We start from the raw sequence: 13,607 nt of genomic DNA on the forward strand, positions 1-13,607 counted from the left end.
TTACCCAGAATATCTTTGATATTGTGAATCTTATACAGCTGACGCCCAGATCCTGCTGTCACATAGTTGATTTGAGGATCAACGGAATAGGCGTGAATCGCATACAAGCGGCCATCTTGTGTATTGCCTGTCTGGGGAAAGAGCTGCTGTCCACAGTAATAGCCGTATCCAGGCTTATAGGAGCTATAAGCCGGCGTGCAGACCTGCACCTGAAAACTGGGGGCCTCGACATGGGGCCAGGTCAAGGCATTGAGAATATTATTGGCCCAATCATAGGTGTAGGTATAGGGGGCAATGGCTTCAGAGAGTTTGACCTGAATATGCACCGTTCCATTTTTGACAGAAAAGACCTGTTCATAGCTCGACCATTTACCCCCATATTCCTGCTGGGTTTCAGGATCAATCATGCGCAGATCGGGGTAAAGACCAATATGGGTCGGCATTAAGTGAATATAGTAAGACGTGCCATCAGGAGCAGGTTGCCCGTTTTGATCTTTGACCGTGATATACGCATCGACAATATCGCCACCATTGGCAAAGATCGTAGGTTTGCTGAACTTTACCACTTCTGGATAGGGAGAAGTATAGTTCAGCAGATTGTCAATCTGAAAACTGCCCTGATCGCTCTTGAACAAAACATTGAGATTGCCCACGACTAAGTCTGCAGGCACGGTCATACTGATCAGATCATCACTTATAGCCTTCACCACCGCGTTTTTACCCTGGATCTCGATTGAAATATTACGGGTGCGGGCATTGGCCATAAAGAAACCGATGGTATCCCCAGCCCGAACTGTGAGCGGAGTAGAAAAGTTGGGATCGTAGAAAACATTGAGACCAAAACCGGCTGGGGTTACACCAGCGGGTGGAGAGAGGAGGGATTTAGAACTAAATCCGCCGCCCCCTATTCCACCAGGTAAGCTTTGGGCTGTTTTTACAGCTTCGTAGGCATTTACCATGCCTGAAATATCTTCACCCGAAGGCAAGGATTGCTGTGTTTCACGCAGAATTTTGCGAATCACTTGAGGAGTTAGAGTTGGATTAACAGAAAGCATCAACGCAACCACGCCAGCAATCACAGGGGAAGCTCCGGAGGTTCCTCCAAAATTTCCATAATGATTAATTTTATTGGGATTTGCGGGATCATAGGCTGTTGTCCAAATATGCTCAGAAGGCCCGGCAATATCTGTTCCATGCCCACCCTCAGTACTTAAACCATCACTGGAGGGAATAGATTTTCCATGGTTATAAGGCAAAGTTGATGTTCCTCCAGTAGGTGGAACCATTCCAGACCCATCCACTTTGAGGGCGCCAACAATGATGGAACCACTATCCTCCATTGGGCCTGTTTTAGAAAATCTATATTTTATAGTGGGAGGATTATCTTTTACACAGTTTATATACCCTATTGCTAACGCTCCAGCAATAAAGGGGCCAAAGGGAGCTAAGTTTACCCATGGATTGGGGGGAACACAACCGTGCATATCCGGATAAGATTCTGCAACAGTTACAGCTTTGATATTTTTCCCGGCTGGGAAAAGGGCTGTACATTGATTGAACTCATTACTGTCTTTAATATCCTCACACGCACGGTTTCCGGCTGGCAAAATCACCGAAATACCAGCAGGTATCATGTTTTGTTGAATTTGAGTGCGTACGGGAGGATCTAAGTGTTCTACAGTGCCAGGAGTAAAACCACCACCGTCAACCTCCACAAGAACGGCATTCATGTGCTCTTTTTTTGCGTACTCCAGGGCATCGACAGTGCGATTACATTTTGCATAGCCAGTTCCTTTACAAAGACTTGGTGAGTTAAGTTGATTATCCCAAGCCCAGATATGATACACAGAAGCTCCATGAGCAACTCCGATAGAACCTCTGCCAGTAGAATCCTTTGTCGCTCCTAAGACCCCCATAGTTTTAGTTGCATGCTCAAAGTCTGTATATTGATTTCCAGGAGAAATATCAACTAATTGTTTTACATTTCCTAATTCTTCATGATTTTTGATAAATCCATGTTCTATTGCAGCAATTTTAACACTGGGACTGCCTTGCGTAATATCCCATGCTCCGGCAATAGGGTCAGCACCTGGGGAGGCAGAAGGGCATGGTCTTGGGGTAGGGGCAGAACTTTGATTCAGAATACGCGAGCATTCCAACCAGAGAGAGTTTGGAACTGGGGTTGGGAATGGGTTTATTGTGGTTATTACTGGGGTTGTAGATCCAGACAAACCTCCACTGGGTTTTACTTCATCGGGAATAAAGGGAGCAAGCCCTGATGAAGTTGTTGCCTGAGGTGAAGAAAATACAAACATCGGAAAAGCTTCTTCAATAAAAGGCAGGATAGAGAGACGATCGACCATGTCCCAAACATCTTTATTTTCGTCGAAGTATAAATAATAGAACAGATTTTGGTTGGGGGCTTCATGTCCGGTTTTTGATTCAGCTCTCTGTTCCATAGTGTCCCGCTCCTCTACACTTCCAGGCAAAGCGGGGACAATCTCTGATATTTGATGATAGGCAATTAAGGCCTGTAAAGGAAGCAGACTGATTCCTGTCTGATCAGAGAAGCGTTCCCATTGATTTGTTGCTTGTCCTAAACGAACTTTCAGTCCTTCCATAAACTTTATACCAATGACACCCTTATGGGTCGGAGCTTTGCGGATAAGCTCGTTAGAATCAATTGCACTGTGAGCGGCTTTAGGAATATATGCAGCCCGCAAAAAACCCTCAATACTGAAACGAATCTGTGCGCCTACTGGACCACTGATTTCCAACTCTAAATTATTGTTGCCAAACTGGGTATTATAAATTTCTGCAATCATATTAGGCAGTTCAGATTTTAAAAAACTCGCATTGGGTTGCAAGGCAAGTAAAGGCTGTTTATTCAGATAAATGCGCAGGTCGTTAACTCGAGCACTTCCATCGGGGCCATTGATCAGGTTAATGGCAATTCGGCGGCGTAAATCTGCAATCTCTGAAGCTTGAAAAGAAAAATTAAACACCTGCTGAGTTTGTGTCAGGTTTATGGTTTGTGCTAAAAGCATTGTTTTTCGAGGAGCAGTATGTTCGGCTACGGTAATTTTTTCTTCATTACAGCGTTGCGATAAATCCTGGGCATAAGCTGTTACAGAGCGATTGCCCAATTGCCAAGTAAGGCGCTCTTGTGTAAACGCGACCGAAAATGTGCTTTGGGGCCAGGAAGAACCAGCACCAGGTGGGAAGTCTGTAATTTGACCACGATCTTGGTAATCTCTGCGATTGGATTGATGGTATTGCTCTTTATTTAAGCTTTGCTCATGCTGACCTTGTTTCTCTTTTTCAATGTCCTGTTGGGTATTTAGATTTTGCGAGGAATTTTTTTCATTTTGCTTTGGCTTGGAACTATTCGATTGAATTGAGAAGCTTTGCTCTGAGTGATTTGACTCTTTTTCATTTTCATGAGTTTTATCTTCTTTTTGATCTGAATCAGATTTTTGCCCCCAACCGGGATTCTCAAGAAATTTATTTTTTTCGCCAACAGGAATCGAGACTGTTTTGCCCAAGGTGTTTTCATAACTGAAATGAGCCAGCAAAGAGCCATCCCGACCTTGAGAGACGCAAGATAAAATTGGTTTTAAATCAGGTTTACTTACGCCGCTCTGGATTTGAAATCCTCCTGCAAGAGATGTTTGTGTTTGAATTCCTGGTGGAATCATCTGGCAGGCAGTCATTGTCAGTGTCAATAACCAGATAAAAAATGGATGAGATTGTTTGGTCATGAGATTATCCTCCAGGAAAAGGTAATGATTCTTTGTAAAAGGTACTGACCTGACCTTCAGGGGTTATTTTACGAATGGCATGGTTACCTGTGTCAGCGACATAAATATTGCCTGCAGCATCTAAACTTAAACCAGTTGGACTGTTAAATTGAGTAGTTTGGCCTGGGCCATCCAGATAACCGGCATTGTCTTTCCGTCCCGCCAGAATAGAGAAACTCAGCAGTTCAAATGCTGAATTTGTGACAAGCTGATAAATAACATGTTTGGAACTGTCAGAAAAATAGAAGTAATTCTTTTCTTGACGATAGATGGCTTTACCGTTGAGAACCATTCCTATTTGAACAGGATTTGAAACTAAATCCTGGTATATTTTACCAGTTAATTGCTTAGACTTATTCGCATTTTCTGAGGTGGGAGCTAGTATAAGACTAGGGAAAAAGCCAAAGAAAACATTCTCATAAATCGAATTGAGAATTAAATAACTGTATGCAGAAAGATGTGTATCCTCGTTAAAATAAATAATTGATTTAATTTTGTCGTTAAGAGTTATCTTTCGTATTTGTGCTTCTTTATTAACTGTTCCCGTGGCATGAATGCTATAAATCAAGCTATGATTAGAAACCTCGAAAGAAAAAGGGCCATCAAAATATATCTTTCGTTTTGGTTGGTTTCCGAGTGCCCCATCATAACTTCTTATCGACTCCTCATCAATCTCCACCAGTTTTTCCAGTGAGTCTCCCAGACGATAAATCCGTTGGTTGATTTCATCTACAGCATAGAGTCGGTTTTGGTCGTCGATTTCTAAATCTGTTCCCAAAACACAGCTCAAAGGAGCTTTTCCTTGTATTTTGAAGATCTCTGGTTTTGAGGCTGAAGCTTGTATTTTGTAAATAAACCGGCGGTTAAGTATAAGGCGTTCGTTATTTTTACTGAAATCACGTGAAGCAATTGATTTTTTTGCGCAGCCGGTAGAACCGTCTACCCCGATTGTTTTGCTGAAACTCAGGGTCTGCCCTAAACACTCCCCATTGAGGGCATAAACGGTTTGTCCATCCTGGCTGACCGCCAGGTCGCTGGGAAAGTGCAAAGCCAATTGCTTGGGCTCCTGATAAGGCTCACAGAGATAGGCCTGACCCTTATTTGCGGCAATTTCCCCAATGATTTTTTCACTGCCGGGTGGGTTATGCTCAACGACTCCCCACTGACAGGCCTGTAATAAAAAGAGTGATAGGCTCAGTTTTAAATAAAAAGAATAATGCATCTCAATACTCCCAAAATTTCATGCTGAAATACCCCGATCCTAGCACAGAGCTGGCAGGGAACGTGGGCGGCGTAGGTATTGGGTTAGCTTCAAATACGGGGGGGGGTATAAACTTTACTTGAGCCTCAGCAAAACAAAGGGCGGGCTGAGGCCCAAAAGGACACTCAGCCCCATCAACGAAGAGGTTGCCAAAAATAGACATGCCAAGAAACACCCTTCAAGTGCTGGCTTTTAAAGCTCTTTCAGTAAGCCCATTCTGAAAATAGAATAGCAGCTCAGAAAAGCTTGTCAATATCTGATTTTTGTCATATTTCTGTCTAAATGTCATAAAAGCTGTTTTTTCAGCCTGAATCAAAGGCTCAAAAAAGGGGGCAAAAGCAGAAGGACTCTGTGACGAAACAATTAATACAATTTAACGTAAAGATGACGAAAAAGTTTGAAAATTTTTCTAAAGCAGGGGCCCTTGCTTTTTCAACATTGCACTCTGGCCTGCAAAAAAACAATTTCCAAGCGTGCTAAAATTTAAAAAAATGACACGCCCCCTCTCAAGGCCAAAGGAGTCAGCCATGGAACTCTTTCAACAAAGCGGTCCCGCATTGAGCAATCAATACCAGGCCGATCTGCTGCTGCGCAGCTGCTTAAACCGTCTCAGTGCAAACGATTTGCCCCCAGAAATTGAAAGCGATCTGCACGCAATGGGCGAACTGAGCGCAGGCCCGCTCTACCAATGGCAGCTCAAGGATCGGCTCAATGAACCCGTACTGACCCACTACGATGCCTGGGGCAAACGGATTGATCAGATTGAAGTCACCGAACTCTGGAAAGAAGCCGAACGCCTAACCCCACGTTTTGGCCTGATCGCCCTGCCCTACGAAAATAAATATACCGCCCTCTCACGGGTCTTTCAATTCGCTCTGGTTTATCTGTTTACCCCCTCAACAGATATTTACAGCTGCCCCCTGGCCATGACCGATGGCGCAGCCGCAACCTTGCTGGCCACAGGCAACCAGGCCCTGATCGACAAAGCCCTGCCCCATTTAACCAGCCGCAGCCATGAAAATTTCTGGACCAGTGGGCAATGGATGACCGAATTGACAGGCGGCTCAGACGTCGGCCTGAGCGAAACCATCGCCCGCCAGGAAGACGGACAATGGCGTCTGTATGGCCGCAAATGGTTCACTTCAGCCACCACTTCGCAAATGACTCTGACCCTGGCACGCCCGGAGGGCAATGGGCCAGGGGGCAAAGGCCTGGCCCTGTTCATGGTCGAACTGCGCAATTCACAGGGCCAATTACAAAATATCGAGGTCTGCCGTCTCAAAGACAAACTGGGCACCCGCAAAGTGCCCACGGCTGAACTCCTGCTGCACGGCACCCCGGCTCAATTGGTGGTCGGCACGCAGGACGGCGTTAAAAATATCACACCGATGTTGAATATCACGCGCACCTGGAACAGCGTTTCCGCCATCGCCCTGATGCGTCGGGGACTGGCCCTAGCCGAAGATTACGCCAGCAAACGCATCGCCTTTGGCGCCCCCTTGGCTGAGAAACCCCTGCACCGCGATACCCTTGAAATGTTGCAGGCCGAATTTGCCGGGGCCTTTGCCTTGACCTTTGAAAGTGTCTCTCTGCTGGGCCGACTCGAAAACAAGGATCTCAACCCCACAGAGCAACTCCTGCAGCGGGTGTTTACCCCCCTCACCAAACTGATCACCGGCAAGCAGGCCGTGTCTGTTTTAAGTGAGGTTTTGGAATGCTTTGGCGGGGCGGGTTATGTCGAAGACACCGGCTTGCCGCTTTTGCTGCGGGATGCCCAAGTCCTGCCCATCTGGGAAGGAACCACCAATGTGCTGTCCTTAGACACCCTGAGGGCTCTGCGCAGCCCTGAACATATTCAAACCTTTCGCACAGGCTTAGCGCTTTGGGCCGGTTCGCTCGAAGCTCCCGAAGTAGCTCCGATTGCCCAGAAAGCCCTGCAAACCGTCCATCTGGCCTGTGACTGGCTGCTGAAAACTGCCGCCCAAGGCCCCGAGCAGGTAGAACAGGGCGCTCGCCGTTTTGCCCTGACACTGGCCCGCAGCTTGGAATGCCTGAGCCTGGCCCGCCAGACACAATGGGCCATCACAGAACAAACCCCTGAAGCCCCAGCCCTGATCAACTGGCTGAAACGCTTTGAACGCAATGCCGCACTGAACCACATCACAGAATAGAGAAAAAACCATGTCAGATCCCACGGCTCCCTACCAAAAGCATATTTTAGTCTGCACCAATGAACGCCCAGCGGGCAGCTCCCGTGTGAGTTGCGGCCATTGTGGCGGTGCCGGGATCCGTCTCCGCTTTGCCGAACTGCTCAAAGAACACGGCCTCAAGGGGCAGGTGCGGGCGAGCAAAACAGGTTGTCTGGATGTATGTGAACTGGGCCCTGTGGTGGTGGTTTATCCCCAGGATCTTTGGTACGTAGGCGTGCAGGCCGAGGATGTCGAAGAAATTTTTCAAACCTCGGTCTTAAAAGACGGGATTGTGGAAAGACTGGCGGCAGGCCCGGCAGAATGGGAAAAACTCCGGCAGCTCAGAACAAAAGCCTAACCGGAGTAAAAACGGGGTTTATTTGCCTGCGCCCAAGAGGTAGGCACCGGCTCCGCCAGCCCCCCCGGCAACCCCTCCCAGCATGGCGCCACGCATGGCCCCTTGCATGGGAGACATAATTTTCGTGCTGTAAGCAACGGCAGCGCCACTCAGCGCGCCAATCGAGGCACCGACCATGGCGCCTGTGGTCAAGGCTTCTCCGGTATTGCGGGTATTGCGCCCCGCCACACTGCCAGCCACACCCCCTGCCAAAGCGGCCCCACCAATCAACGCCAGGGTTGATTTTTCAACCAAGGGGGCCACCAGCGAATCTTTAAAAGTGGCCCCAAAGGGAGCGCCCATGCCATAACCGCCCACGACCATCGGTGCATAAAAAGTACCAGCCCCCGCCAGGGCGCCTACACCTACAGATTTTAAATCCAAAGTATCCTTGGACAGGGGTTTGGGGTTCAAAGGTTGAGGGGTTGGGGCGGGCAAAGGACGAGCCGCCGGACTACGCACAGGTTCTAAAGTCAGTGGGGGAGAATTGACAGCTTGAAGCATTTTTGATTATTCCTCTCTACACGGTGCCTATAGATCCATTATGGGCTTTTTCGTAGAATTCTGAAGTTCAAATCGTAAACAAAATGCAAAATTAAAGTTAAAAAACATTTAATATTACAATTCAGCAACAAAACAGAGACAAAAATACAGTTCTGTCAGACCTCAAAGCCTATCCAGGCTCATGGCAAACAGCTTCAATATTATAACCATGATGATCAATCATCACCAACCTCCTGCAATTGATTCCAATCCTCTAACGACATGCGGGAATACAAACTCAAACTGTGCCCTTCCGGGTCTCGGAAATCTGCTGAAACACCTACCTGGTCTTCCATTTCAGCGACCAAGACAAGTGGCGAAACCGAGACCCCCTGCGCGCATAAGGCCCGTCGGGTCGCGGCGATCTCGGCCACGGCAAAAACCAAAGTGGGCACATGGGCGCTGGCGGTCTGTGCCAAGGGGTTTTCTGAATAGTGCAAAGCCAGCTTAAAACCTTGCATTTCGAGTTCTGCCCAGTGGCTGTCCTGGTAGAGCACAGGCAAGCCCAAGCAGTCATGATAAAAAGTTGCGGCACGCGCCACATCACGCACGAAGAGAATCACATAGGCCAATTGATTCAAACAGATAGGGTTCATGGTTTGATCTCCTGAAAGGACGAAAACTCAGTTTCAGTTCTCTGTTGGCAAAGAGAAATGGGGGTTATAAATGATCCCAAACAGGTTGCCCCAAGGATCTCTTAAACTGGCCAATTCAATCTCGCCGCCTACATTTTCAATTTTACGCTCAGGTTGGGCCCCCAAAGCAATCAAACGTGCATAAGCAGCTTGAATATCTGCAACCCCCCAATAACAGGACACCGAATCTCCCCGCTGGGGCGGGCGGTCGGGCGATTCAGGCAAAAGTCCCAATTCATAGCCGCCCACATTAAAACCGATATAAAAGGGCTGATCAAAATAAGGCGTCTGCGAAAGAATCTCTTGATACCACTGGCTCGCAGCCTGAAGATCAGGCACTTGAAAAATCAAAGAACGCAAACCTTGAAACATAAACAACCTGCTTTGTTAGAATTCGCTGTATTTTACTGTATATTGAAAAGGTCGGCAAGTCTGCGTTTGTTAAAATAGACTGAAGCCTTCTTTTTTCAATCTCGCTCAGGTAAAGCATGGATCCAAAACTCGAACTCTACGACCGCTTGCCCGCTCTGCTCAAGAGTGGGCAGGACTGTGTCATGGCGATCCTGGTCGCCATCACTGGAAGTGCCCCCCAAATACAGGGAGCACGGGTTTTGGTGAATGCCCAGGGGCTTGTTCAGGGAACCATTGGCGGCGGAAAAATTGAAGCCCGCGTAATCGCCGAAGCCCAAGATTTGCTGAAAAGCAACGATCATTTCCGCTTCCACGAATGGAACCTGCAAACCGAGATCGGCATGACCTGTGGGGGCCTGGTCAAAATTTATTTTGAAGCCTTTCGTATTTCACGCTGGGAAATCGCCGTTTATGGCGCAGGACATGTCGCCCAGGCGCTGATTCCCCTCTTGCTCAATCTGGATTGCCAGCTTCAATGTTTTGATCCACGCGCAGAATGGCTGGAACGTCTGCCAGAACACCCCCGCTTGAAGTGTCAGCAACTCGCAAACATGGCAGAATCGGTGGCTTCGCTTGCACCTGAAACCTTTCTGCTCTCACTCACCATGGGGCATGCCCATGATTTGCCAATTTTAGAGACCGCCTTAAAACGCAAGCACACGGAACCAAAAGTTTTCCCTTTTTTGGGCGTGATTGGCAGCCCAGCCAAAGCAGGCGTATTGCAGCGGGAATTGCGGCAAAGAGGTCTGTCCCAGGCAGAAATTGAAACCATTCGCTGTCCAATCGGTTTGGCCCTGGGCAATAATCAACCGGCTGAAATTGCCATCAGCATTGCAGCCCAGCTCCTGCAGGAACGGGATCAGTACTTCGGCAAAAATAAATGGGAGCAGCCCGGCTACCGCTCCCACCCAGTCACAGGAAAAGACTCAGACCCCTGAGATTTCCTGAATCTCGCTCAATAAACGCTTCTGCACCGCTGCCTGCAGGGGCAGAAAAACAGCCCAGCGCAAAAGAATCAGATAAAGCCCGCCCAACAGGCTCAATGCCAGCCATGTTCCCAAATAGGCCAAAGCCTTTTTGTCTCCGGCATGGGTCAGGATCTGAAGTGTTTGCAGCAAGTAAAAAAAGCCTGTTAAACAGAGCAGAAAACGCCAGGCGTGGCGAAAACTGGCGAGCAATTGCTGAAGCTGGTATGCTTCCAAAAATTCACGTTTCAGCAAGCGCAGCAAAGCCAAAGGCATGCCTTTGCCAAGCACCATCGCAAAAGCAAGGCCTCCCAAACCCAAGCCCAGGATCAGATCGGGCGTATAATAATCGAATAGTTTTTGATTGTTCATGAGAAAACTCAAGAACACCAAAAGCCCTGATAATCCCACAATAAAGAAGCGCTTCAGCATTTAATACACCTCCTGTTCACAGATTTGATGCTGCAGTGCGTTTTGCAGCGGAATCACCACAAAGAGATACACTCCCAAGGCGTAGATCAGGCCCAAAAGACTGAGGGCCAAGGCCATTCCCAAGGCCTTTAAATCATCCAGGTTTCCCAGGGCCTGAACGGTTCCAATCAAAAAACAGGCAGCCCCGGCCAAAAGACCATACTTGCCCAAATTCCCCAGAATTTGGTAACTGAGTTTCAGCGATTGATCTGAGTTCCTCAAGCCCAAAGCCTGCACAAAGGCCTGAAAAATTTCAGAGGGAGAATAATTGAGAAAAACAAACAGCCAACCGGCCAAGATAAAGATCAGGGAAGCAGGATCCCACAAATCCAATCCATGCAACCCATTCACAGCCATAAAAAAAGACACAGCCAGGCCCATCAGCACAAAATAGAATAACGATTTAATCCATTTCATCCTTTTAAACTCCTTTGACGATAGATTTTAAGCATTAAATTCAAAACATCTTCTGTTTTTACAGGAAAAGATTTCTGCAGTGACTGGGTCTGGGCCGGACGCTCCCAGTGATGCGCCTCGGTTGCAGGTTTGTGTTCAACAAACCAAAAGAACAAGACCATCAAACCCGCCAGCGCAGGAACATGCAGAAAATTAAACCAGGCATCCAGGCGAAGCCAGCTCAGACGCACCTTGTTTGCCTGTTCAATCCTAGCCATCAAAGCATGATCGAACGCCCTTGAAACCGTGATCTCAGGCAAAATATCCAAAGCCTGCCAGCTGCTCAAAAGTACCTGAAGCTCAGGCTGCGACTGGCAATGCTCACAGGTATGTACATGCTCAATCCACTCAATGGGCTGCCCTTCAGCCAAAGCCTGTAAAATTTCTTCGTTCGAGGGGCACCCCTCAGGCTTCTTCATGCACAAGCTCCTTCAACTTTTTTCCCAGGCTTTGCACCGCGCGAAAAACCTGGGTTTTGACCTGATTCACCGGACAATCCAAGATCTCGGCAATCTGGCTGTACTTCAGATCTTGAAACTTGCTCAGGATCAAAACCTGCTGTTGGCGCACAGGCAAGGCAGAAATGGCGGCCTGCACCTGGGCCCGGCTCTCAGCCACCAACACCCTTTGCTCAGGAGAGATCTCTTGAGCGGGCAATTCAAAGGCCTGTTCCAGCGGCTCAAAGCGCTGGGGGCGCCGCCCCATTCTGCGCCAGTGGTCAATCAGCTGATGCTGGGCCAAACGGTAAAGCCAGGTTGAAAATTTCGCTTTAACCTGATAATTCTTGGCCTTCCAAACCTTAATAAAAACCTCCTGAGCCAGCTCTTCTGCGCTTTCCTGTTCTCCCAGACTGCGATAAAAAAAATTGACCAAGGGCTGCTTCCAACGTTGAACCAACTGACGAAAAGAGACAGCATCCCCGCTCAGTACCCTGAGCATGAGGTCTTCATCGTGCGGAAAGAGATCGTGTGTTTCAGTTCTTGGTTTCATTCTTTGCATCTTATCAGCTTTCAAAAATAGAAACGTCAGCGGCACAAAAAGGTTACACAAGCCGCTGAAAAATTTCTCAATTCAGAAATTTTCTGCTCGACGGAACAAAATACCCAAAGGAATTTATCGCCATAAAACGCTATGATCCATACCCAAAAGGGCCTTTGCTTTATCAACGGTTTAAAAGCAAATATCGATGCTTTTGAAAATGAAAAACAGGCAAGCATGGCAAAGCCTGATAAAATAAAGCAAGAGCAGATGAGCAGGAATAAATTTTATGTCAGAAGTTTATGTCGGACGACAACCTATTTTTGACCGCAACCTGGATGTTTTTGGCTATGAACTCCTCTATCGCAGCGCAGATCTCGAGCAGGCCCTGTTTATGGATGGCAACCATGCCACTTCCGTTGTCATTTCGAATACCTTTCTCGAAATTGGTCTGGAACGGCTGGTGGGAGATAAACTGGCCTTTATCAACCTGACCCGCCCCTTTCTCTTGGGAGAATTCCCCATTCCCCTCCAGCCCGACAAATTGGTTCTGGAGATTCTGGAAGATATCGTCCTGGATCAAGAATTGGTAGCTGCGGTACACGATCTGAAACAACAGGGTTTTACCCTGGCCCTGGACGATATCACCGATCCTGTTCGTTTAAAGGCTCTTCAAGGCCTGGCCAGCATCGTCAAAGTAGACCTGATGCAAACAGATCGCGCCCAGGTTCCCAGTCAGGTCGCCTTTTACAAACAGACAGGTGTCAAAGTTCTGGCTGAGAAAATCGAAACCATGGAAGAGTTTGAATGGTGTGAGTCTTTGGGGTTCGACCTTTACCAAGGCTATTTTCTCTCCAAGCCGAAAGTGGTCAAAGAAAAAAAACTGACCGGAACCAAAATTGTGATCATGCAGCTCTTGGCTGCCATGCAAAAACCCGATGTCGAATTTCAACGGATTGAAACCATCATTCAACATGACGTGGCCTTGAGTTATAAACTCCTGCGTCTGATCAACTCAGCTTATTACGGCATGCGCTCTGAAATCAAATCGATTAAACAGGCCTTGACCTTGTTGGGGCTCCGCCAGATTCAGTCCTGGGTCTCTCTGCTGCTGCTTTCAGAAGCAGAAAACAAGCCTTCTGAGCTGATCAAAACCGCCATGGTACGTGGCAAAATGTGCGAACTCCTGGCTGAAACGCTTGAAGAACCCCGGCCAGAAATCCCCTTTACGATCGGGCTGTTTTCAGTGCTGGATGCCCTGATGGACATGAGTCTCGAAGATATTCTCGCCCAAGTTCCCTTGGCCCAGGATGTCAAAGACGCACTGCTCGAAAAAACAGGCCCCTATGGCCGCATCCTGGCCAGTGTTCTGGCCTATGAAAAAGCAGATTGGGCTCATGTCAGGATTCAAGGTTTGAATCCCCTGGATGTGGTGGATTGCTATATGGAAGCGATCGAATGGGCCGAAGAACTTGAGAGTTTCGTCGCGCAGCGTTAAAGC

General features: G+C 47.9%; 14 protein-coding genes. 4 read left to right on the forward strand and 10 right to left on the reverse strand.

Features of this window, described 5'->3' with window-relative positions; all coding sequences use genetic code 11:
• The 3 genes from COW20_12300 to COW20_12310 all read right to left on the reverse strand — a co-directional run.
• A partial coding sequence (locus COW20_12300; GenBank protein ID PIW47512.1) for a hypothetical protein occupies positions 1 to 3,761 on the reverse strand: 3,761 nt, incomplete at its 3' end.
• A gap of 4 nt (positions 3,762 to 3,765) precedes the next feature.
• Positions 3,766 to 4,092 (reverse strand): hypothetical protein, encoded by a 327-nt coding sequence (locus tag COW20_12305; GenBank protein ID PIW47543.1) that lies wholly within the window; start codon positions 4,090 to 4,092, stop codon positions 3,766 to 3,768.
• Positions 4,093 to 5,023: 931 nt separating this feature from the next.
• On the reverse strand, positions 5,024 to 5,224 hold the full coding sequence (locus COW20_12310; protein PIW47513.1) for a hypothetical protein: 201 nt from the start codon (positions 5,222 to 5,224) through the stop codon (positions 5,024 to 5,026).
• A 364-nt stretch (positions 5,225 to 5,588) separates the two neighbouring features.
• Here COW20_12310 and COW20_12315 point away from each other — a divergent pair, with 364 nt between their 5' ends.
• Both COW20_12315 and COW20_12320 read left to right on the forward strand, forming a co-directional pair.
• A complete protein-coding gene (locus COW20_12315) occupies positions 5,589 to 7,232 on the forward strand; it encodes an acyl-CoA dehydrogenase (protein ID PIW47514.1) in 1,644 nt (547 codons plus the stop codon).
• Positions 7,233 to 7,242: 10 nt separating this feature from the next.
• Positions 7,243 to 7,608 carry a ferredoxin gene (locus COW20_12320; protein PIW47515.1) on the forward strand — a complete coding sequence of 122 codons (366 nt, stop codon included), beginning with the start codon at positions 7,243 to 7,245 and terminating at the stop codon, positions 7,606 to 7,608.
• A gap of 18 nt (positions 7,609 to 7,626) precedes the next feature.
• Here the strand turns inward: COW20_12320 and COW20_12325 are convergent, their stop codons facing one another.
• The 3 genes from COW20_12325 to COW20_12335 form a co-directional block, all read right to left on the reverse strand.
• The gene (locus COW20_12325) at positions 7,627 to 8,151 is read right to left on the reverse strand and encodes a hypothetical protein (protein ID PIW47516.1); all 525 of its coding nucleotides are present in this window, start codon (positions 8,149 to 8,151) and stop codon (positions 7,627 to 7,629) included.
• 215 nt (positions 8,152 to 8,366) lie between these two features.
• Positions 8,367 to 8,786, reverse strand: coding sequence for a glyoxalase (locus COW20_12330; protein PIW47517.1), 420 nt, complete (start codon positions 8,784 to 8,786; stop codon positions 8,367 to 8,369).
• A 33-nt stretch (positions 8,787 to 8,819) separates the two neighbouring features.
• A complete protein-coding gene (locus tag COW20_12335) occupies positions 8,820 to 9,197 on the reverse strand; it encodes a glyoxalase/bleomycin resistance/extradiol dioxygenase family protein (protein ID PIW47518.1) in 378 nt (125 codons plus the stop codon).
• Positions 9,198 to 9,313: 116 nt separating this feature from the next.
• Between COW20_12335 and COW20_12340 the strand changes: the two genes are divergently transcribed.
• The gene (locus COW20_12340) at positions 9,314 to 10,174 is read left to right on the forward strand and encodes a xanthine dehydrogenase accessory protein XdhC (GenBank protein PIW47519.1); all 861 of its coding nucleotides are present in this window, start codon (positions 9,314 to 9,316) and stop codon (positions 10,172 to 10,174) included.
• Here COW20_12340 and COW20_12345 read toward each other — a convergent pair.
• Genes COW20_12345 through COW20_12360 form a run of 4 tightly spaced genes read right to left on the reverse strand, consistent with a single transcriptional unit; the run spans position 10,163 to position 12,178 of the window.
• Entirely contained in the window at positions 10,163 to 10,633 is a 471-nt protein-coding gene (locus tag COW20_12345; protein ID PIW47520.1) for a hypothetical protein, read from the reverse strand. The two genes, COW20_12340 and COW20_12345, sit on opposite strands and share 12 nt — an antisense overlap.
• Positions 10,634 to 11,089, reverse strand: coding sequence for a hypothetical protein (locus tag COW20_12350; protein ID PIW47521.1), 456 nt, complete (start codon positions 11,087 to 11,089; stop codon positions 10,634 to 10,636).
• Positions 11,086 to 11,547, reverse strand: coding sequence for a hypothetical protein (locus COW20_12355; GenBank protein PIW47522.1), 462 nt, complete (start codon positions 11,545 to 11,547; stop codon positions 11,086 to 11,088). Before COW20_12355 ends, COW20_12350 begins: the two co-directional genes overlap by 4 nt.
• Positions 11,534 to 12,178 carry a hypothetical protein gene (locus COW20_12360; protein PIW47523.1) on the reverse strand — a complete coding sequence of 215 codons (645 nt, stop codon included), beginning with the start codon at positions 12,176 to 12,178 and terminating at the stop codon, positions 11,534 to 11,536. The genes COW20_12355 and COW20_12360 overlap by 14 nt, the downstream gene beginning before the upstream one ends.
• Before the next feature lie 217 nt (positions 12,179 to 12,395).
• Here COW20_12360 and COW20_12365 point away from each other — a divergent pair, with 217 nt between their 5' ends.
• Complete coding sequence (locus tag COW20_12365; GenBank protein PIW47524.1) at positions 12,396 to 13,604, forward strand: hypothetical protein; 1,209 nt, start codon at positions 12,396 to 12,398, stop codon at positions 13,602 to 13,604.
• Positions 13,605 to 13,607 lie beyond the last annotated feature (3 nt).

This window comes from bacterium (Candidatus Blackallbacteria) CG13_big_fil_rev_8_21_14_2_50_49_14 (assembly GCA_002783405.1).
Lineage (GTDB): Bacteria > Cyanobacteriota > Sericytochromatia > UBA7694 > UBA7694.

What these genes read in the sequence shown, in the direction of transcription:
- COW20_12305 (PIW47543.1), bottom strand. Translation starts at nt 4,092, where the DNA reads ATGGTTCTCAACGGTAAAGCCATCTATCGTCAAGAAAAGAATTACTTC.
- COW20_12310 (PIW47513.1), bottom strand. Translation starts at nt 5,224, where the DNA reads ATGTCTATTTTTGGCAACCTCTTCGTTGATGGGGCTGAGTGTCCTTTT.
- COW20_12315 (PIW47514.1), top strand. Translation starts at nt 5,589, where the DNA reads ATGGAACTCTTTCAACAAAGCGGTCCCGCATTGAGCAATCAATACCAG.
- COW20_12320 (PIW47515.1), top strand. Translation starts at nt 7,243, where the DNA reads ATGTCAGATCCCACGGCTCCCTACCAAAAGCATATTTTAGTCTGCACC.
- COW20_12325 (PIW47516.1), bottom strand. Translation starts at nt 8,151, where the DNA reads ATGCTTCAAGCTGTCAATTCTCCCCCACTGACTTTAGAACCTGTGCGT.
- COW20_12330 (PIW47517.1), bottom strand. Translation starts at nt 8,786, where the DNA reads ATGAACCCTATCTGTTTGAATCAATTGGCCTATGTGATTCTCTTCGTG.
- COW20_12335 (PIW47518.1), bottom strand. Translation starts at nt 9,197, where the DNA reads ATGTTTCAAGGTTTGCGTTCTTTGATTTTTCAAGTGCCTGATCTTCAG.
- COW20_12340 (PIW47519.1), top strand. Translation starts at nt 9,314, where the DNA reads ATGGATCCAAAACTCGAACTCTACGACCGCTTGCCCGCTCTGCTCAAG.
- COW20_12345 (PIW47520.1), bottom strand. Translation starts at nt 10,633, where the DNA reads ATGCTGAAGCGCTTCTTTATTGTGGGATTATCAGGGCTTTTGGTGTTC.
- COW20_12350 (PIW47521.1), bottom strand. Translation starts at nt 11,089, where the DNA reads ATGAAATGGATTAAATCGTTATTCTATTTTGTGCTGATGGGCCTGGCT.
- COW20_12355 (PIW47522.1), bottom strand. Translation starts at nt 11,547, where the DNA reads ATGAAGAAGCCTGAGGGGTGCCCCTCGAACGAAGAAATTTTACAGGCT.
- COW20_12365 (PIW47524.1), top strand. Translation starts at nt 12,396, where the DNA reads ATGTCAGAAGTTTATGTCGGACGACAACCTATTTTTGACCGCAACCTG.